We start from the raw sequence: 19,267 nt of genomic DNA on the forward strand, positions 1-19,267 counted from the left end.
TTTATGAAGCATTATTCAAAAAGTATTAGTTTTTTGAAGCTATTTACTATCGCTAGTTTTAGTATTATGGCTTGGCAATTACCTGCGCATGCAGAGCTCAAAAATAATAGCTCTACTGTCACTATTACTCATGTCGGCTCTGTCAATACTAAGAGTATTATAAATGGTAAAAATAAACAGCAGGTACCTTCAGATACCTCGTTAATTAAGCTACTTGAAATCACTCGTATGGCAGATATGATGCAGTCGGTATCTGGTACACAAAGTGATATGATGGCGTCTATCATCGAATCTACGCTTAAGCAAGAAGACTTAGAGCAGATGACACCAAAGCAAAGACAGGAAATGATGCGAGTGCTAACCCAATATTCTCAGCAGATGCTTGCAGAGACCAACAAAGCGACACTAGAGATGGCACAAAAGCACTTTATTACTGTGGCAAAAAATCACTACACTCAAGCTGAAGTGGATGCTCAAATAGCTTTTTACAGTACGGAGGTGGGTCAAAGCATATTGGATAAACAGCCTAAACTGATGCAAGAATATATGAAGGTTCTAACACCTGAAGTTATAAAAATAGCCAATGCTACCCGTGAGAAGCTAACCCCGCAGTTGGAAAAAGACTTAGAGGCTATTTTTAGATAGATTTTACTGTAATAGTTTCCAATAGCGTTAATATTTGAGCAGCAAGATATTGTAACTGTCCTTCAGTAGTAAAATGAACAGTGACCCCCTAAAATTGAGCACAAACTCTGTAATAAAATTATTTAGGTCATTATTTATGTCAACTTCTCGTCCATTTTTAAAGTCTGCTTTTAAGCCACTGCTATCTATAAGTGCGATGGCATCTCTAACTGCTGCATTGGTAATGCCTGCGCAAGCTGAGCTTATTATCAACAGTGGTGCAGGCAGTTCTGGTTCTGCTATAACTGCGACTACAAACTCTCAGAATACTGCTTCTATGCAAAGCAATATGGGGGTTAGTCAGCAAAGACCTACCGATGCTTCAGTTGTTAAGCTTATGCAGGTTATGCATGTGGATGAGCAAATAGAGACAATCATAAATAGCCAACAAGCTATGGCGGATATCCTTGAGCAGCAGGGAGATAAGGCCTCTGTAGACGACAAAAAGCTCAATAAACGCCAGCGTGAAATGGCTCAAAGTATGCAAGGGGTCTTAGAGCAATACACCAAAATCTTAGCAGGTGGTATTCAAAGTACAGTGACTAAAGAGGAGATGGTTGAAGCTTATAATGCAGCTGCCAAAGCCCACTATACTCAGCAAGAGGTTACTGCCTTAATCGACTTCTATGACACGCCGATGGGTCAAAGTATTTTAGAGAAAAATCCCAAGGTAACTTCCCAGTTTCTAAAAACGTCTCTGCCAGATGAAGATGAAATGAAGCAAACGACTAAACAGCTTGAAGAATTAATGCCTCAAATAAAAGATATTTTTAAAGGCATCTTTTAAACAAAAAACTTTTAAGCAAAAAACTCAAAATTTGTTGTAGAACACAAAAGGAAGGTAGCTATTTGGCGCCTTCCTTTTTTATAGGTTTAATTATAGAAGTTGACGTTATGTAGAGGCAGTAAAGGGCTTTAAATTATTGGATTTATCCCCATAATAACAACTATAAACAAACATAATAAATTAAAAGATACTCATTATGCGAATGCCTGAACCAAGATCTTCAAGACAATTAAACCAATTGGCGACTCAGCTACAAGACGAAGCTGAAATTACTGGAGTCAATGCCTCCGGTACCTTAATCTCCAGCCGTGCTTTTGAGATGGTAACTGACTTTGAGCCTGCCGGCGATCAGCCTCAAGCCATTGAAAAATTGGTAAAAGGGGTAGAGTCGGGTATGGATGCCCAGCTGTTACTGGGGGTAACCGGTTCTGGTAAGACTTATACCATGGCCAAAGTGATTAGTGAAACTCAGCGTCCGACCATTATCATGGCGCATAATAAGACATTAGCGGCTCAGCTGTATGGCGAATTTAAGTCTTTTTTCCCCAATAACGCGGTTGAGTACTTCGTTAGTTATTATGACTATTACCAGCCCGAAGCTTATGTGGCCGCCAGTGATACTTTTATTGAAAAAGACAGTGCCATTAATGATCACATTGACCAAATGCGTCTGTCAGCTACCCGAGCCCTACTTGAGCGCCGTGACGCAATTATTATCTCCTCGGTATCCTCAATATATGGTCTAGGGGATCCAGAAAGTTATCTAAAAATGCTATTGCACATTGTGGTCGGTGATGTCGTGGATCGTAATGCCTTAATTAAGCGATTGGTGGCCTTACAATATACTCGCAATGAGTTAGATTTTGAGCGTGGTACTTATCGTCTGCGTGGCGAGCTATTGGACATATATCCTGCCGAATCAGAACAATTGGCTGTGCGTATCAGCATGTTTGATGATGAAGTGGAGAAGATCAGTTGGTTTGATCCATTAACTGGTAAAACCGTACGCAGTGTGCCGCGCATTACCATTTATCCTAAGTCGCATTATGTGACACCGCGTGAGAAGCTTGAAGCGGCCAGTAAAACCATTCGGGCTGAGCTCGATGAGCGTCTCAAGTATTTTCGTGATAATGATAAGTTGATCGAAGCTCAGCGTATCAAAGAGCGTACCCAGTATGATTTAGAGATGATTCAGCAGTTAGGGTACTGTAACGGCATTGAAAACTACTCACAGCATTTATCAGGTCGTCCTGCTGGCGAGGCACCCCCAACTTTGTTTGATTATATTCCTCCTGATGCACTGCTATTCATCGACGAATCTCATGTGACTGTGCCTCAAATCGGGGCGATGTATAAAGGAGACCGCTCGCGTAAAGAGAACTTGGTTAATTATGGCTTCCGCTTGCCGAGTGCCATGGACAACCGTCCTATGAAATTTGAAGAGTGGGAGAAGATTAAACCAGCTACTATTTTTGTCTCGGCGACACCCGCTCAATATGAGCTTGAACACAGTGAACAAATTGTTGAGCAAGTAGTGCGTCCGACCGGTCTGATTGACCCTGAGATTGAAATCCGTCCAGTATTAACTCAGGTCGATGATGTGTTATCAGAGATTACTAAGCGTCGAGCTGTTAATGAGCGGGTATTAATTACCACGTTAACCAAACGCATGGCTGAAGACTTGACGGATTATCTAAAAGAATATGATGTCAAAGTGGCTTATCTGCATTCAGACATTGATACAGTAGAGCGGATGCAGATTATTCACGAACTGCGTACGGGTGTTCATGACGTATTGGTGGGTATTAACTTGCTACGTGAGGGCTTAGATATGCCCGAAGTGTCTTTAGTCGCCATCTTTGACGCGGATAAAGAGGGCTTCTTACGCTCAGAGCGTTCACTGATTCAGACCATTGGCCGAGCAGCGCGTAACTTAAATGGTAAAGCCATTTTATATGCGGATCGGATTACGCCAAGTATGGAAAAAGCGATTGAAGAGACTGATCGTCGCCGGGAGAAGCAGATTGCCTTTAATGAGGAGCATGGCATTATCCCCAAATCGGCCACGCGTAGTATTACCGATAAGATTGATACCGGTGAGGACGAGGAAGATCTGAATGACAATCAGGCCATTCCAAGCAGCAGTGGTTTGCCAGATGTGGATATTGAAATTCTACGTAGCCCAGACTTGTTGGCAAAAGAAATCAATCGTTTAGAGAAGCAAATGAAGCAGCTGTCTCGTGAATTGAAGTTTGAGGAAGCTGCCAAAGTGCGCGATACTGTGCTACAGCTCAGAACTTATATTGTTCAGTAGTATTTAGGTTTAACGATATCAGGTTTAACAGTATTAAAAGACGTACCTAATTAATTAGGTACGTCTTTTTTTATTGTTTTTACTTTTATTGTTTCTATAGCTCTTCAATCTGTCTGGCCAAAGCCTGCAGGTGCGGCACAATATAGCTTATATAACTGTCGGCTTCCCACAACGCTCGCGGCACACTGGCATTCAAGGAGTGAGTGTATTTACCTTTAATACTGTCATATAGCGGAATTGCCACTGCCAAAATATCGGGTGAATATTCCCCATCGGATAAACTATAACTATGTTGATGATAAAAGTCAGCTGCTATATTAAGCTTATCTATGGCTTCGATCTTTTGCTGAGAGTCATCAGTGTAAGGTAAGCTGTTTATAACTTGCTGCTGCATAGATGGGGTAATTGCAGCATAATAAGCTCTACCCAAAGCCGTCCTCTCAAGTGGCACCGTCGAGCCCACTGATAAATTTACCGCTAATCGTGCCGGACTGCGATAACAAGCCACATAGCGCATTTCGCCCTCATCTTCGGTAGCAATATTGACCGATACCTGATGGGTGAGTGCAAACTCTCGCAGTAACGGTAGCGCCTCTTCAACGATATCTTGTCCTTGCCAGACACTACTGCTTAGTTTGAGTAGATTTTTGCCGAGCTTATAGCTGTCATTCTTATTACGCTTGATAAAGTTTAACTGTTGCAAAGTATGCAATAGGCGGCTGACAGTGGCTTTAGGCAGAGCGGTCTTGTCACACAACATCTGATGGGTCAGTTCTTGCTCATCTTCAAAGGCACTTAGCAACAGCAGCCCTCGTCCTAAAGCGGTAATAAAGGCTTTGTCATCCTCCTGTTTGGCTGTGTCTAAATGATCTTTTATTTCTGAAATTAATGTATTTTTCATCAGCCTTATATCCATTGTATTGTTTTTTATAGAGATAAAGAATAGGTTTTTTCGACTATTTAAGCTCTTATCTTTTTAAGCTCTTAGTTCTTATATTCGTAAAAAACAAAAATATCTTTACTTCAATAATTAATTCTGTTTTAATTAATTCAATAAATGAAACAAAGTTTCACTATGCGAAACAGGATTAAGTTTAGCAGTTTTATTTGAACTAATCTAGATTTATTAAAACTAGATTTATTTGAAGTAGACTTATTAAAAATAGCTAGCGCTTTTGATTCGCAGTCTCATCAAGCCAAGTTGTACAAATGACAGTTTATAAAAACAAGGAGTTCGTTATGTCAAACAATGCCCACGCCACTCACAGACCTTCTTTTGAATGGTCAGACCCTTTTTTATTACATGACCAATTAACCGAAGAAGAGCAAATGGTGCAAAGATCGGCGCATGATTTTTGTCAAAGCGAGCTTATGCCAGGGATTTTACAAGCCAACCGTCATGAGAATTTTGATCGCAATATCATGCGTCAAATGGGTGAGCTGGGTCTACTGGGTGTAACCATTGAGGGTTATGGGTGTGCCGGTTTATCAAGCGTGGCCTATGGGGTGATTGCCAAGGAAGTAGAAGCAGTCGATTCAGGCTACCGCTCTGCCATGAGTGTGCAATCAAGCCTAGTGATGCACCCAATCTGGGCTTATGGTACAGAAGCACAAAAAGAGAAGTATTTACCTAAGCTTGCCTCAGGCGAATACGTGGGCTGTTTCGGACTAACTGAACCAGACGCTGGCTCAGATCCAGGCTCAATGAAAACCCGTGCCAAAAAGGTAGATGGTGGCTATCAGCTTAAAGGCAGCAAAATGTGGATTACCAACAGTCCAATTGCTGATGTGTTTGTGGTGTGGGCCAAAGACGATGAAGGTGATATCCGCGGCTTTGTATTAGAAAAAGGTATGAAAGGCTTATCGGCACCGAAGATTGAAGGCAAGTTTTCACTGCGAGCTTCTATCACCGGTGAAATCGTAATGGATGATGTGTTTGTTCCTGAAGAAAATGCTTTCCCAGATATCCGTGGTCTAAAAGGACCGTTTGGCTGCTTAAATAAAGCGCGTTATGGCATTGCTTGGGGCTCTATGGGCGCAGCAGAGTTTTGTTGGAAAGCGGCCCGTCAATATACCTTAGATCGCAAACAGTTTAACCGTCCATTGGCTGCCACTCAGTTAGTACAGCTAAAGCTTGCTGATATGCAAACTGAGATTGCGCTAGGATTGCAGGCAGCACTACGTGTCGGCCGTTTGATGGACGAACACAATGCTGCGCCTGAGATGATCTCCCTAATTAAGCGTAACAACTGTGGTAAGGCGTTGAACATTGCTCGTGTGGCACGTGATATGCACGGTGGTAATGGTATCAGTGATGAGTTCCACGTAATTCGTCATGTGATGAACTTAGAAGCAGTGAATACTTATGAAGGCACACATGATGTTCATGCGCTTATCTTAGGCCGTGCTCAAACGGGTATTCAGGCCTTTGGCTAGATAGCTTTTATTTGGCTAAATAGTTTTTATTGGCCTAAATAGCTTTTATAGCCATATAGATGGAAGGCAACAGCCGCCATAAGAGAGGTTTTGTTTCGGCTGTCATCAGCTGGCCAATCCTAACTTATGGCGGTTTTTTTATCGCCAAAACAGACATGAGGGATGATATGTTAAACAGTCAATCAACTGAGCCAGAGAGCACAGGGCAAAATTCGCAAGCCTTAAGTGGGATTAAGGTTTTGGATTTATCGCGGGTATTGGCAGGGCCTTCTAGCACCCAGATTCTTGCAGACTTAGGTGCTGAGGTAATAAAGGTAGAGCGTCCTGTGGTCGGTGATGAAACTCGGCACTGGAATCCGCCAAGTTTTATCGATGACAACACGGGGGAGCAGACAGCCGCTTATTTTGCCACTGTCAATCGTAACAAGAAGTCTATTACCGTAGATATCACCACGCCTGAAGGTCAGCAACTGATTAAGAAATTGGCAGCAGACAGTGATGTGTTGGTAGAAAATTTCAAAGTTGGGGGCTTAAAAAAATACGGGCTAGATTATGAGTCCTTAAAATCAGTCAATAAAAGGCTGATTTATGCCTCATTAACAGGTTTTGGACAGACTGGTCCTGAAGCGCATAAGCCGGGTTATGATTATATTATTCAAGGCTTATCAGGTCTGATGAGTATTACTGGCCCTAGTGATGGTGAGCCGCATAAAGTAGGTGTGGCTGTGGTAGATTTGTTCGCCGGTTTGCAGCTGACTGTTGGCATTCAAGCCGCACTTTTGGCACGCGCCAATACGGGAGAGGGACAGCATGTGGACGTGGCTTTACTCGATAGTGCCATTGCCATGCTTGCCAATATTGGTATGAATCAGCTGGCGTCAGGCAAAACACCCCCAAGATTGGGTAATGCGCACCCCAATATCACGCCTTATCAAGTATATGCCACTGCCGATGACAGTCATTTTATTCTGGCCTGTGGCAATGATGTCCAATTTGCCAAAGTCTGTGCGGTCATTGGTGTACCGCTGCATGAAGACAGCCGATATAGTACCAATCCTGCACGAGTGGAAAACCGCGACAGCTTACAGCAAGTACTCACTGGGGTTTTTAAAACTAAAACTCGCGAGCAGTGGCTACAGTTGCTGCAGCAAGCTGGCGTGCCTTGTGGTCCTATTCATAATGTCACGGAAGCGCTGGCAATGCCACAAGTACAGGCTCGCGATATGATTGTCAGTTTTGAAGGCAGTCCAGTGCGTGCTTTAGGCAGCCCGATCAAGCTATCTGGCACACCGGTTAGCTATCACAGTGCTCCGCCAGCCCTCGGTGCAGATACCGAAGCAGTGTTACAGAGCATGGGACTTAGCGGTGAGCAGATACAGCAGTTGCGAGATAAGCAGATTGTTTGAGTGAGTAGCTGTATGGATGGTCTAAACTGAACTATCAACAAACAACATAGCCAACAAGCGTTTTCTTGTTGGCTGTGTTTTGTGATTCTACCTTACACTTATGCCCAGTCTTAAAGAGATATCTTTAGCCAGTGATAATAAGGCTTGACTCACCGCTTCACGATGCAGCTCAAATTCCTCTTTTACGAAGCTGATGGCCATGCCAGCCAATGGGTTGCCGTCACTATCGACCACACAAGTTCCTAAACAGTACATTCCCTCTCTTAATTGCCCATCATCTAATGAGATACCCGTTTTACGGATTTCATTCAACTCATCAATTAGCTTCTCAAGCGTTTGTACACTGCGCGAGGTATAGGCTTCAGGCATGTTTTGTCCAAATAATTGAGTCAGTGTTTCATCATCATAAGTTGCAAGCATGGCCTTACCTGTGGCTGCAAATGGTGCAGGTATACGCACCCCAGAGCGGAAAGTAAAACCAAGGGGAGCAGGAGACTCATGACAGGCTAAGAAAACGACCTCTTTGCCATCAATCTTAGATAAGGTGACGGTGTGCTGCAATAAGAGGGGGTGATTGACAATTAAGTCGTGAAATACATCAATAATACTGTGCTGCTTTTCATACTTTCCTGCCCAGTAAAGTAGGTATGAGCCAAGGTGAAAGCGATTGTCACGGTCTTTAAACACCAAATGCTTAGACAGTAGGCTCTGCAATATATTGTGAGTACTACTACGAGGGAGCTGTAATTGTTCGGCGATTTCTGCAGAGGTTAAAGGGTAGTTGGTATCGGTAATTAGGTCGAGAATTAAACACATTCTGTCTATAGCAGGCACGCTAACAGTGGATTTCTGGTCGCTAGATTTCAAGTCGGTCATCCTTTAAAGCACTCAAATAATGATTAAGTTAAGTCCATTTAATATAGTTTGAACATAATAGCCTATCGCATGACTCTATGGTTTAACTTTATTTAAGTTAGCTTGCAAATTAGAAAGATTTGAAATCTGTAACTGGAGTATTGCAATTATGCTCAAAGTAAACTTATAATAAGTTATCTCGTATATGAAATGCAAATTCATTATACTGAATTACAAGGATAGGTAATTTAAATACCTCGATGATGCAGTTATGAAGATTGCGACATCAAGTATTCACTGATAGAGGCAGTAAAGAACTGCACTATACAACAAGGATGGTTTACATGGTTACTTTGCAAAACTCTGATCTATTAAAAACTCAGTGCTTAGTTGGTGAGGGCTGGGTAGATGCCGAAGATGGCTCAACAATTGAGGTCACCAACCCCTTCAATGGTGAATTGCTAGGCAGTATTCCTAGTTTAAGCCAGTCTCAAATTGAAAAAGCGGTTGCTTATTCTGAGCAAGCACAAATAAGCTGGGCTGCCAAAACTGCCGCTGAGCGTGCTGTATTATTACATAAATGGGCCGATCTGATTGATGAAAACCATGAGGATTTGGCGGTATTAATGACGGCTGAGCAAGGCAAGCCTCTTAAAGAATCCCGTGGTGAAATCACTTATGCCAACAGCTTTATTCGCTGGTTTGCCGAAGAAGGCAAGCGTGTTTATGGCGATGTTATCCCTTCTACCAAGTTAACTCAACGAATCACGGTTCTAAAGCAACCCGTCGGTGTCTGTGCGGCGATTACGCCTTGGAACTTCCCCTCAGCTATGATTACCCGAAAAGCCGCCCCTGCTTTAGCGGCTGGCTGTACCATGATTGTTAAGCCTGCTACTGAAACGCCTTTTTCTGCATTGGCCTTAGGTGAGCTTGCGATTCAAGCGGGTATTCCCAAAGGCGTACTACAAATTGTCACTGGTAAGTCTTCTGTGGTGGGCGGCGTACTGACCTCTGATAAACGGGTTCATAAGCTGTCGTTTACAGGGTCTACAGAGGTGGGTCGTACCTTGATGGCACAGTGCGCACCGACTATCAAAAAACTATCTTTAGAGCTAGGTGGCAACGCTCCATTTATTGTGTTTGATGACGCTGATTTAGAAAAAGCAGCTGATGGTTTAATTGCAGCCAAATACCGTAACGCCGGCCAAACTTGTGTTTGTGCCAACCGTATCTATGTTCAAGACACTATTAAAGATGAGTTCTTAAAAATATTCTTGAAAAAAGTGGCTGAGTTATCAGTTGGAGATGGTCTAAAAGAGGGCGTAGATATCGGTCCTTTAATCAACCAAGGCGCCCTAGAGAAAGTCACCGCTTTATTAAAAGATGCGTTAGATAAAGGGGCCAAATTATTGGCTGGGGGAGATGTGAATGATGTTTCCCCATTAACCATGAATCCTACAGTTATTAGTGATATCACTGCCGACATGGACATTGCTCACGAAGAGATATTTGGCCCAATTACTACTATTTTTACCTTCAGCGATGAAGCAGAAGTCATTAAACATGCCAACGATACCATTTATGGCTTGGCTGCTTATTTTTATAGCAATGACTTAGCGCGTTCATGGCGTGTCTGTGAAGGCCTAGATTACGGCATGGTGGGTCAGAATATCGGTATTTTATCGACTGAAGTGGCACCGTTTGGTGGGGTCAAGCAATCAGGCTTTGGCCGTGAAGGGTCTAAATACGGTATTGATGAGTACGTCACTATTAAGTACTGGGCCCAAGAGTTAGGCTAGCAATCGGTTGCATAGCCAATTAGTTACTATTCAGTGAACAATAAAAGTCTGGTTAATATCAGTGTTAGCCAGCCAAATTAAATCATAGTTGGGCTAACCAACGACATTTCATAGCAATGTAATTGCCTCAATACAAAGGATGTAGATATGAGCAAACAAACCAATCAATCATTATTAGAGCGCCGTCTGGCTGTATTACCAAAAGGTCTTGGTGTGGCCTTTCCAGTCTTTGCCGAAAAAGCGTTGAATTCAGAGCTTTGGGATGTAGAAGGCAACCGTTATATTGATTTTGTCGGTGGTATCTCAGTATTGAATACGGGTCATAACCACCCAAAAATTACAGCCCGTGTACGTGATCAGCTAGATAAATTTACCCATACTGCGGCTCAAATTGTTAACTATGAAAGTTATATAAGCCTTGCCGAGAAGCTGTGCGAGCTGGCCCCGATTAGTGGCGATAAAAAAGCTGTGTTTTTTACTACCGGCGCTGAAGCGGTTGAAAACACCATGAAGATTGCCCGCGCTTACACGGGTCGTCATGGCGTTATCTCATTCGCCGGTGGTTGGCATGGTCGTACCCATATGTGTATGGGACTAACGGGTAAAGTTATTCCTTATAAAAACAACTTTGGTCCTATGCCAGCCTCTATCTATCACGCCATGTTCCCAGCCCCAGAGCTTGGGGTAACTGAAGAGCAGGCACTAGAAAGTATTGAGATGATTTTTCAGTCATCAATTCACCCCAGTGACGTAGCAGCCATGATTGTTGAGCCAGTGCAGGGTGAGGGTGGTTTCCATCAAGTGACACCCACGTTTGCCAAAAAACTGCGTGAGATCTGTGATGAGCATGGCATCATACTAATCTTTGATGAAGTACAAACCTGCTTTGGTCGTACCGGTACTTTATTTGCCACTGAGCAATTGGGGGTTGAGCCAGATTTAATGACCAGTGCCAAGAGTTTGGCGGGGGGTTATCCTCTCTCAGCAGTTATCGGGCGTGCTGAAGTAATGGATGCCCCTCAGACAGGCGGACTGGGCGGTACATATTCAGGGAACCCACTGGGCTGTGTGGCTGCCCTTGCTGTGATTGAAGTTATCGAAGAGGAGGGTCTGCTTGAGCGCAGTAAAGTTATTGGCCAAACCATTGCTGACTTCTTAAAAGGCTTAAATAGCGACAAGATTGGTAATATCCGCTACAAAGGCGCGATGCTAGCTTTTGATCTAGTAGATGCAGAGGGTAATCCAGATGCAGAAGCAACCGCCAAGCTACGTGCCGATGCTTTTGATAAAGGCTTGCTGCTGGCTTCCTGTGGCCGACACGGTAACGCCATCCGTATTATGGTGCCATTGACTGTTTCTGATGAAGTGCTACAAGAAGGTCTAGACATCATCGGGGCATCTTTGTAGCGCTAAAGATTATCAGCAAGAAGTCACTGGATCTAATAATGTTATTCATAGGAAAGTGGGTGACATTATTAGATGGGGTTTAAATCATCAGATAAAATCAGGGAGTTGATATGTCTGGATTAAAAAAATCATTAGGCATGATAGATATCATTGCACTGGCATTCGGTGCCATGGTAGGTTGGGGCTGGGTAGTGCTAGCAGGGGGCTGGGTTATTTCAGCTGGCATTTGGGGCGCAGTACTGGCCTTTTTAATTGGGGGTCTAGCGGTTATCTTTATTGGCTTTGCTTATGCGGAGCTGGCAGCTTCTATGCCCATAACCGGTGGGGAGCACACTTATACCCATAGGGCACTTGGGGTGCATGTCTCCTTTATTTGCTCATGGAGTATCTTATTTGGCTATTTATCGGTCGTGGCCTTTGAGGCAGTTGCACTACCGACCGTTATTGAATATCTGATTCCAAACTTCAACCAAGGGTTGCTCTGGAATATGGCTGGCTGGGATGTCTATGCCTCTTGGGCAGGTGTGGGGATGATTGGCTCGATTGTGGTCACTTGGTTGAACATTCGAGGTATGGAAGTTAGTGCCTGGTTCCAGAAACTAGCGGTTGGCGGTATTTTAATCGTAGGTACTTTATTAATGATAGGGGCCATTTTATATAACCCTGCCAACTCTGATGCGGTTCAAGCACCGGCTTTTATTGGTGGTATCGGTGGCATGATGGCGGTCATTGTAATGGTACCGTTTATGTTCGTTGGATTTGACGTTATTCCACAAGCCGCAGAAGAGATCGATTTAACGCGACCAAAAATTGGCATATTTTTATTGTTGTCTTTGGTAGTGGCTGTCGCTTGGTATGCAGGCGTGGCTTGGAGTGTGGGTAAAACCTTGCCTTTGATTGAAGCTCAAAACTCAACGCTTGCCACAGCCGATGCCATGACCAATGCTTGGGGCGGAAAATGGGCCGGTATATTATTGGTTATGGGCGGTGTGCTGGGTATTTTGTCGAGCTGGAATGCCTTCTTGGTAGGCGGTAGCCGTTTGATGTTTGCGATGGCCAAGTCGCACATGTTACCTAGCTTCTTAGCTAAGCTTCATCCTAAATATAACACCCCAGTTAATGCTATTTTACTAATTGGTGGTTTGGCTACTTTTGCCCCATTATTTGGTCGCCAAATGTTAGTGTGGATTGTTGATGCCGGTGGCTTTGGGATTGTTATTGCTTATACCTGTGTCGCGATCTCCTTTTTGGTATTGCGTTATCGTGAGCCCGATATGGTCAGACCATTTAGAGTGCCTGCGGGTAAATTAATAGGGGTGGTAACCATTATTTTAAGCTCTGGCTTGTTGTTGCTATATTTACCGGGGATGCCTTCGGCGCTTACTGGAATTGAATGGGTTATTTTCTTAGGTTGGACCTTGTTTGGTATCCTGTTATATGTCTACTCTATTTCAAAAAATCCTGGCAAGAGTAAAGCCTATATGGATGCTGAGATTGTCGCTGTAAAAGAGATGAATGTGCAGTGGTTAAAAGACAATAAGCTACTTTAAGTGATTTTCCTAACCCAATAAATGATTTAATAAAATCCAATGAAAAAGCTCTGCCAATTGGCAGAGCTTTTTCATATGTATTTATAGCCAAAGACTAGTTAGCCTAAGCATAAATCTCTTCTAAGCGAATACAAGATACGAGACGACCTTTCCATTCTCGCAGTTCAGGCTCCGCTTGACTGCATTCGGTTGTCGCATAAGGGCAGCGTTTATGTAGTGCACAGCCTGAAGGTAGATTGAGGGGGCTAGGTAACTCGCCATGCAATTTCAGCTCTTTTTTGGCTTCACCAATGCTTGGCGCAGCGGACAACAGAGCAATGGTATACGGATGCTGCGGATCATTATAAATGGCTTCTTTAGGACCATGCTCGACCACTTTGCCGAGATACATCACCATCAAGTCATCCGCTACGTGACGCACTACAGATAAGTCGTGCGAGATAAATACATAGGCGGTTTGATACTCATCTTGCAGATCCATGAATAAGTTTAATACCTGAGCTTGAATCGATACATCTAAGGCTGAGGTGGGTTCATCGGCCACAACGATTTTTGGATTGAGCATCATCGCCCGAGCCAGCGCAATACGTTGACGCTGACCGCCAGAGAACATGTGCGGATAACGACCTGAGTGTTCAGGACGTAGGCCCACCAAGCGCATCATTTCATGCACCCGCTCTTTTTTGTCGCTAGAAGACAGCTTAGTGTGAATATCTAGCGGCTCTGTCAGCTGATAGCCGATGGTGTGACGGGGGTTAAGACTGCCATAAGGATTTTGAAAAACCATTTGAATTTCGGTACGCAGTTGTTTTAGCTCACGTCGACTATAGCGGGTCGTACCCTCACCATTGATATACAGCTCACCATCCGTAGGCTGTTCGATTAGCGTTAATTGTCGGGCTAGTGTGGATTTACCACAGGCAGATTCACCAACCACAGCCAATGTTTTACCAGCGCGCAGCTCAAATGAAATACCATTTAATGCCTTAACTTGGGCTTTGGGTTTACCAATACCTTGAGACACCGGATAGTGCTTGTGTAGGTTGTCCGCTTTTAAGACTATTTTGGCGTTCTCTGGCATCTGAGCGTCCTGAATACTGGCATTAGAAGCTAAGTTGGTAATCATAAAGAACTCCCCATGAATTCAGTTTCAGAGTGTGGCTTAAGGGTTGAAGTACGCGCTGGAAAGTCGGTCTTAATGCAGCGCACTTTGCCATTGGGTGTGGGCAGTATAGGTGGCGGCGTCTCACATTCAGGCTGCTTATAAGGACAGCGTGGGGATAGTAAACAGCCTTTCGGTCGATCGTATTGACTCGGGACCACACCAGGTAAGCTGTTCAAACGCTTTTGACCAATAGCCAATTCCGGGATTGCTTGCAGTAAAGCTTCAGTATAAGGGTGCGAGGGCTGTTCAAATATTTCTGGTACGGTGTTGGTTTCTACCATTTGACCGGCATACATTACCGTGACATCACGCGCATTTTGAGCAACCAACCCTAAATCATGGGTGATGAGTACCATGGCCATTTTTTTTTCATGCTGCAGGCGAGCCAGTAAGTCCATAATCTGTGCTTGCACGGTCACATCCAGCGCAGTAGTCGGTTCATCCGCGATTAATAGCTTGGGCTCACAAGCCAGTGCCATAGCAATCATAACCCGTTGACTCATTCCCCCTGAGAGCTGATGAGGATAGACCTTAAGACGGTTTTTGGCATCCGGGATTTCTACCAATTCTAGGAGCTCTAAAATACGCTGGCGGGCGGCATCGCCTTTAAGACCTAAATGGGTCTTTAATACTTCTGCCAATTGGTACTCAACAGTAAAGCTTGGATTTAAGCAAGACATCGCATTTTGAAAGATCATAGAGATGTCTTTACCAATAATCTTACGCCGCTCTTTTGGCGATAAGGTCATCATGTCCTTACCATCAAACTGCATTTTATTAGCACCGACTGTGGCTGTAGAGGGTAATAGACCCATTAGCGCCATCATGGTCACTGATTTACCAGAACCTGACTCACCAACGACCGCTAATACTTCACCTTGTTTCAGTTGCAAAGACACATCATCGACTGCGCGGAAAGCGCGAGTGCCTTTACCAAAGGTGACTGAAAGATTTTCGATGTCTAGCAGTAGAGAAGATTCATTAGAATGTACATTTAAGGGGTTCATTAGCTCACCTGCTTTAATTTAGGATCAAGAGCGTCACGTAGCCCATCGCCTGTTAGGTTGATAGATAATGCAGCTAAGAAGATAGCTAGACCTGGCCAAATAGCTAACCAAACATTACTTTGGATGTATTGGCGAGCGGTACCTAGCATAGCCCCCCATTCAGCATCCGGTGGCTGTACGCCAAAGCCTAAGAAGCCAATAGCACCGGCTTCTAAAATGGCCGATGAAAAAATCATAGTGGCTTGGACAATAAGTGGTGCCATACAGTTGGGTAAAATGGTGATAAATAATAGCCTAAGCACACTTGCCCCCATAACTTTTGAGGCGACGTAGTACTCTCGCTGTAACTCAACCATCGCCGTGGCTCGGGTTAATCGAATAAAGGGTGGGGTACAGACTAGGGCAATGGTAATAATGGTGTTGGTCATATTGGGCCCTAAGATAGCCGCAATGATAATCGCCAATAGCAAGCTTGGGTAGGACATTAGGATATCATTGACCAACATCACTGCCTTGCCCCAAACTTTGGGCCAAAATGCAGCACTAAGGCCCAAGCTAACACCGGCAATCATTGCCAAAGTGGTGGCGCTAAGACCAATAAATAATGAGTAACGGGCCCCATACATGACGCGAGATAAGGTATCGCGTCCTGCATCATCAGTACCCAAAAAGAATCTGGCATCGCCTCCACTTAAAAATGAAGGAGGCAGTTGCTCTTTGCCAGTGAATAGTTCATACGGGTCATGCGGAGCAATGCTGGGTGCAAGTAGGGCGACTATCACCATCAGTACTAATATCAATAGTCCAAGAACTGCTCCTCGATTGCGACAAAAAGTTGAGACAAAGAGTCGCATCGATGATGGTGGTGCTGCGGCAAGCTCGATATCTTCGGGAAGTACGTTGGTCTTCATTTGGATCTTCCTATTTCTCTAAGGCTATTTAATAATGAAAATTTTTGGTTATATAGGATGCATAAGCTCATAAACTGACCCCTATGAGGTGTGTCGGATACGGGGGTTGATTAGCCCGTATAAGATATCGACCAATAAGCTGACCAATATCAGAGCCGTCGCGACCAATAAAATGCCATTTTGAACAATAGGGTAGTCTCGCGTGAAGAACCCATCGAGAAGCCAGTTGCCGACACCAGGCCAGCTAAAAATAGTTTCGGTGATAATAGCGCCCGCTAGTAAAGTTGCCATTTGCAGTCCAACCACGGTAACCACAGTAATTAGTGCGTTACGCATAACGTGTATTAGAATGACGCGTTTGGGCGATAAGCCTTTAGCACGAGCGGTACGTACATAGTCTTCGTCTAGCACTTCAAGCATTGCAGAACGGGTCATACGGGCAATCATGGCCAAAGGAATGGTAGATAGAGCGATAGAAGGTAGAATGAAATGCTTAACCACGTTCCAAAATGCGCCTGGCACTCCAGAAGTTAACGAACCTAGCAGCCAAGAGCCATAGAGAGGTTTTACATCCAAAAACTGGGCAACAGAAATCACACCAGAGACAGGAAGTAGCCCTAAATAGTGAGCAAAAATACCGGTTAAGATAGGTCCTAGTAAATAAATAGGCATGGAGTAGCCCGCTAGTGCTCCTGACATTAAGGTGTAGTCGACCCAGCTGCCTCGGCGCAATGCCGCTACGATACCTAGACTTACGCCTACGATACTGGCAATAGTGATGGCACAGATTGCCAACTCCAAGGTAGGCACAAAGTGAGCAAAAAAGTCTTGTAACACCGGGGTTCGGGTTCTAAAAGATGCCCCAAAGTCGCCCTGCAAAATGCCAGTAATGTAGTCCCAATACTGGACAGGTAGAGGCTTGTCTAAACCCAGACGGGCCAATGCCTGTGCGTGCATGGCAGGATCGACCACACGCTCACCCATCATGATCTCTACAGCATCCCCTGGGACCAGTCGGATGAGGGTAAAGGTGGATAAGGTCAAACCAATATAGACAGGAATCAGAATGAGAATTCGGCGGATAATATACAATAGCATGGGCGCGCTCGATTTTTATAAGAAAGAGTTTGCTATAACACTAGGGTGAAAGCCGAGGGCAGCAGGGATAATATCGAATAGAATATTCCCTATTAGTTTTTAGATTGGGCTGTCCTCAAAATCAAAAAGGCTGGAACAGAAAGCTATCTGAACCAGCCACATTACCTAAATTATAGAGTTAGGTTCTTTACTGGTAGTCTAGTAAAGAGTTATTCGATATCTACACCGTCAAAGCGAATAGAGCCTAGAGGACTGATTTTGTAATCTTTAACATTAGGCGTGGTTAATACAGTCACAACCGAGTTGGCCACTGTGGTCCAAGGCAGATCTTGCTTGAAGATTTGTTGCGCCTGTTCATAGTTGGCGATGCGCTGCTGCTGGTCGGTATTAGAGCGAGCATCCATGATCAATTTATCAAAGTCTTTATTACACCAGCGAGCATAGTTATTACCATTAACCGCATCACAAGACAGCAATACGCCTAACCAGTTGTCTGGATCACCATTATCACCCGTCCAACCGGCTAGGATAATGTCGTGCTCACCCTTGTTGGCACGTTTTAGATATTCGCCCCATTCAAAGGTTTTTAGGTTGGCTTTTACCCCAATCTTAGACCAATCTGCTTGAAGCATCTCTGCCATCAGCTTAGCGTTAGGGTTATAAGGACGCTGTACCGGCATATACCATAAGTCAATCTCGAATCCATCTACACCAGCTTCTTGTAATAAAGCCTTGGCTTTTTCGGTATCATAAGGCGCATCTTTTAGTGAATCATTGAAGCCCCATTGTGAGGGTGGCATTGGGTTGGCTGTTCTCACCCCAGCACCTTGATAAACCGCATCAATTAAAGCATCTTTGTTAATGGCCATGTCTAAAGCGGCTCGCACTTTCACGTCTTTTAGCTCAGGGCGTTCAGTGTTATAAGCAATGTAACCCACGTTGAAGCCGGCGTCTTCTAGCACATTGGCTTTGCCAGAAGCTTTGGCTGATTCAACTTCAGAAGGGTTGGCATAGGCTGATACATGGCACTCACCCGCTTGCACTTTCTGGGCACGAACTGCTGAATCTTTTGTGATAACAAATACTAAGTTATCAATATGTATGTCATCTTTGTTCCAGTAGTCTGGGTTTTTGGTATAACGGATTTGTGAGTCTTTTTGATAAGAATTGAAGACGAATGGACCGGTACCTACTGGCTTGGTGTTTAGGTCTGCCGCTTTACCTGAATCCATGAGTGACTGAGCGTATTCTGCTGAGTCGATGTAGGCAAATGGCATGGCAAGGTTTTGTAAGAAAGGAGCGTTAACTTCGTTTAAAGTGATTTTTACCGTATAGTCGTCAATTTTTTCAATATTGGCAATATTATCAGGTAGACCCATGTCTACTGAATACGGGAACTCAGCAGGGTAAGCCTTATTGAATTCAAAATTAGGATCGGTTAGACGCTTAAGGGTAAATACCACATCGTCGGCATTAAAGTCACGGGTAGGGGTAAAGAAGTCTGTTTTACCAAATTTGACGCCTTTACGCAGATGAAGGGTGTAGGTCTTACCGTCTTCGCTGATGTCCCATTTTTCGGCAAGGGCAGGCTGAATTTCAGTCTCGCCGCGTTTGAATTCTACTAAGCCGTTATAGATAGGATAAGCACTGGCATCGAAGTCAGTACCTGCAGTGTACTGGGCTGGGTCAAAACCTGCTGGACTGCCTTCTGAGCAGTAGATTAAAGTTTTGGCGCCTGCTGCACCAGCATCGGTTGAAGCAGCTTTGTCGCCACCACCGCCACAAGCAGTAATACCAAAAGTAGCCGCAGCTAATAAACTAAGTTTAAAAATAGGGTGCTTCATATAG

15 protein-coding genes are annotated in these 19,267 nt (G+C 44.2%); 8 read left to right on the plus strand and 7 right to left on the minus strand.

Annotation, left to right across the window (positions count from 1 at the left end; translation table 11 throughout):
* The first annotated feature begins 3 nt into the window (after positions 1-3).
* The 3 genes from B3S92_RS01560 (at position 4) to uvrB (ending at position 3,785) form a co-directional block, all read left to right on the plus strand.
* Positions 4-645 (plus strand): DUF2059 domain-containing protein, encoded by a 642-nt coding sequence (locus B3S92_RS01560; RefSeq protein ID WP_296202073.1) that lies wholly within the window; start codon positions 4-6, stop codon positions 643-645.
* 136 nt (positions 646-781) lie between these two features.
* Positions 782-1,471 carry a DUF2059 domain-containing protein gene (locus B3S92_RS01565; RefSeq protein ID WP_296202075.1) on the plus strand — a complete coding sequence of 230 codons (690 nt, stop codon included), beginning with the start codon at positions 782-784 and terminating at the stop codon, positions 1,469-1,471.
* A gap of 196 nt (positions 1,472-1,667) precedes the next feature.
* Positions 1,668-3,785: an excinuclease ABC subunit UvrB gene (uvrB, locus tag B3S92_RS01570; protein ID WP_296202076.1), complete on the plus strand. Its 2,118-nt coding sequence runs from the start codon at positions 1,668-1,670 to the stop codon at positions 3,783-3,785.
* Positions 3,786-3,879: 94 nt separating this feature from the next.
* On the opposite strand, the gene B3S92_RS01575 is transcribed toward uvrB, so the two are convergent.
* A complete protein-coding gene (locus B3S92_RS01575) occupies positions 3,880-4,686 on the minus strand; it encodes an IclR family transcriptional regulator (RefSeq protein ID WP_296202077.1) in 807 nt (268 codons plus the stop codon).
* A 338-nt stretch (positions 4,687-5,024) separates the two neighbouring features.
* Between B3S92_RS01575 and B3S92_RS01580 the strand changes: the two genes are divergently transcribed.
* Positions 5,025-6,221, plus strand: a complete 1,197-nt coding sequence (locus B3S92_RS01580; protein ID WP_296202078.1) for an acyl-CoA dehydrogenase — start codon at positions 5,025-5,027, stop codon at positions 6,219-6,221.
* A gap of 167 nt (positions 6,222-6,388) precedes the next feature.
* Positions 6,389-7,627, plus strand: coding sequence for a CaiB/BaiF CoA transferase family protein (locus tag B3S92_RS01585; RefSeq protein WP_296202080.1), 1,239 nt, complete (start codon positions 6,389-6,391; stop codon positions 7,625-7,627).
* Positions 7,628-7,714: 87 nt separating this feature from the next.
* Here the strand turns inward: B3S92_RS01585 and B3S92_RS01590 are convergent, their stop codons facing one another.
* Positions 7,715-8,494 carry an IclR family transcriptional regulator gene (locus B3S92_RS01590; protein ID WP_296202081.1) on the minus strand — a complete coding sequence of 260 codons (780 nt, stop codon included), beginning with the start codon at positions 8,492-8,494 and terminating at the stop codon, positions 7,715-7,717.
* A gap of 332 nt (positions 8,495-8,826) precedes the next feature.
* Here B3S92_RS01590 and B3S92_RS01595 point away from each other — a divergent pair, with 332 nt between their 5' ends.
* The 3 genes from B3S92_RS01595 (at position 8,827) to B3S92_RS01605 (ending at position 13,238) form a co-directional block, all read left to right on the plus strand.
* Positions 8,827-10,281 (plus strand): NAD-dependent succinate-semialdehyde dehydrogenase, encoded by a 1,455-nt coding sequence (locus B3S92_RS01595; protein ID WP_296202083.1) that lies wholly within the window; start codon positions 8,827-8,829, stop codon positions 10,279-10,281.
* Between the two features lie 147 nt (positions 10,282-10,428).
* Positions 10,429-11,688 carry a 4-aminobutyrate--2-oxoglutarate transaminase gene (gene gabT, locus B3S92_RS01600; RefSeq protein WP_296202085.1) on the plus strand — a complete coding sequence of 420 codons (1,260 nt, stop codon included), beginning with the start codon at positions 10,429-10,431 and terminating at the stop codon, positions 11,686-11,688.
* Positions 11,689-11,798: 110 nt separating this feature from the next.
* A complete protein-coding gene (locus B3S92_RS01605) occupies positions 11,799-13,238 on the plus strand; it encodes an APC family permease (RefSeq protein ID WP_296202087.1) in 1,440 nt (479 codons plus the stop codon).
* 103 nt (positions 13,239-13,341) lie between these two features.
* Here B3S92_RS01605 and B3S92_RS01610 read toward each other — a convergent pair whose 3' ends face one another.
* The 5 genes from B3S92_RS01610 to B3S92_RS01630 form a co-directional block, all read right to left on the minus strand.
* Positions 13,342-14,364, minus strand: a complete 1,023-nt coding sequence (locus tag B3S92_RS01610) for a peptide ABC transporter ATP-binding protein (protein ID WP_296202089.1) — start codon at positions 14,362-14,364, stop codon at positions 13,342-13,344.
* Positions 14,361-15,410: an ABC transporter ATP-binding protein gene (locus B3S92_RS01615; RefSeq protein WP_296202092.1), complete on the minus strand. Its 1,050-nt coding sequence runs from the start codon at positions 15,408-15,410 to the stop codon at positions 14,361-14,363. The genes B3S92_RS01610 and B3S92_RS01615 overlap by 4 nt, the downstream gene beginning before the upstream one ends.
* Positions 15,410-16,321: an ABC transporter permease gene (locus tag B3S92_RS01620; RefSeq protein WP_296202093.1), complete on the minus strand. Its 912-nt coding sequence runs from the start codon at positions 16,319-16,321 to the stop codon at positions 15,410-15,412. Before B3S92_RS01620 ends, B3S92_RS01615 begins: the two co-directional genes overlap by 1 nt.
* An 81-nt stretch (positions 16,322-16,402) precedes the next feature.
* Entirely contained in the window at positions 16,403-17,419 is a 1,017-nt protein-coding gene (locus B3S92_RS01625) for an ABC transporter permease (RefSeq protein WP_296202095.1), read from the minus strand.
* A 209-nt stretch (positions 17,420-17,628) separates the two neighbouring features.
* Positions 17,629-19,263, minus strand: a complete 1,635-nt coding sequence (locus B3S92_RS01630) for an ABC transporter substrate-binding protein (protein WP_296202097.1) — start codon at positions 19,261-19,263, stop codon at positions 17,629-17,631.
* Positions 19,264-19,267 lie beyond the last annotated feature (4 nt).

This window comes from Psychrobacter sp. UBA3962 (genome assembly GCF_002385225.1).
Classification (GTDB): Bacteria; Pseudomonadota; Gammaproteobacteria; order Pseudomonadales; family Moraxellaceae; genus Psychrobacter.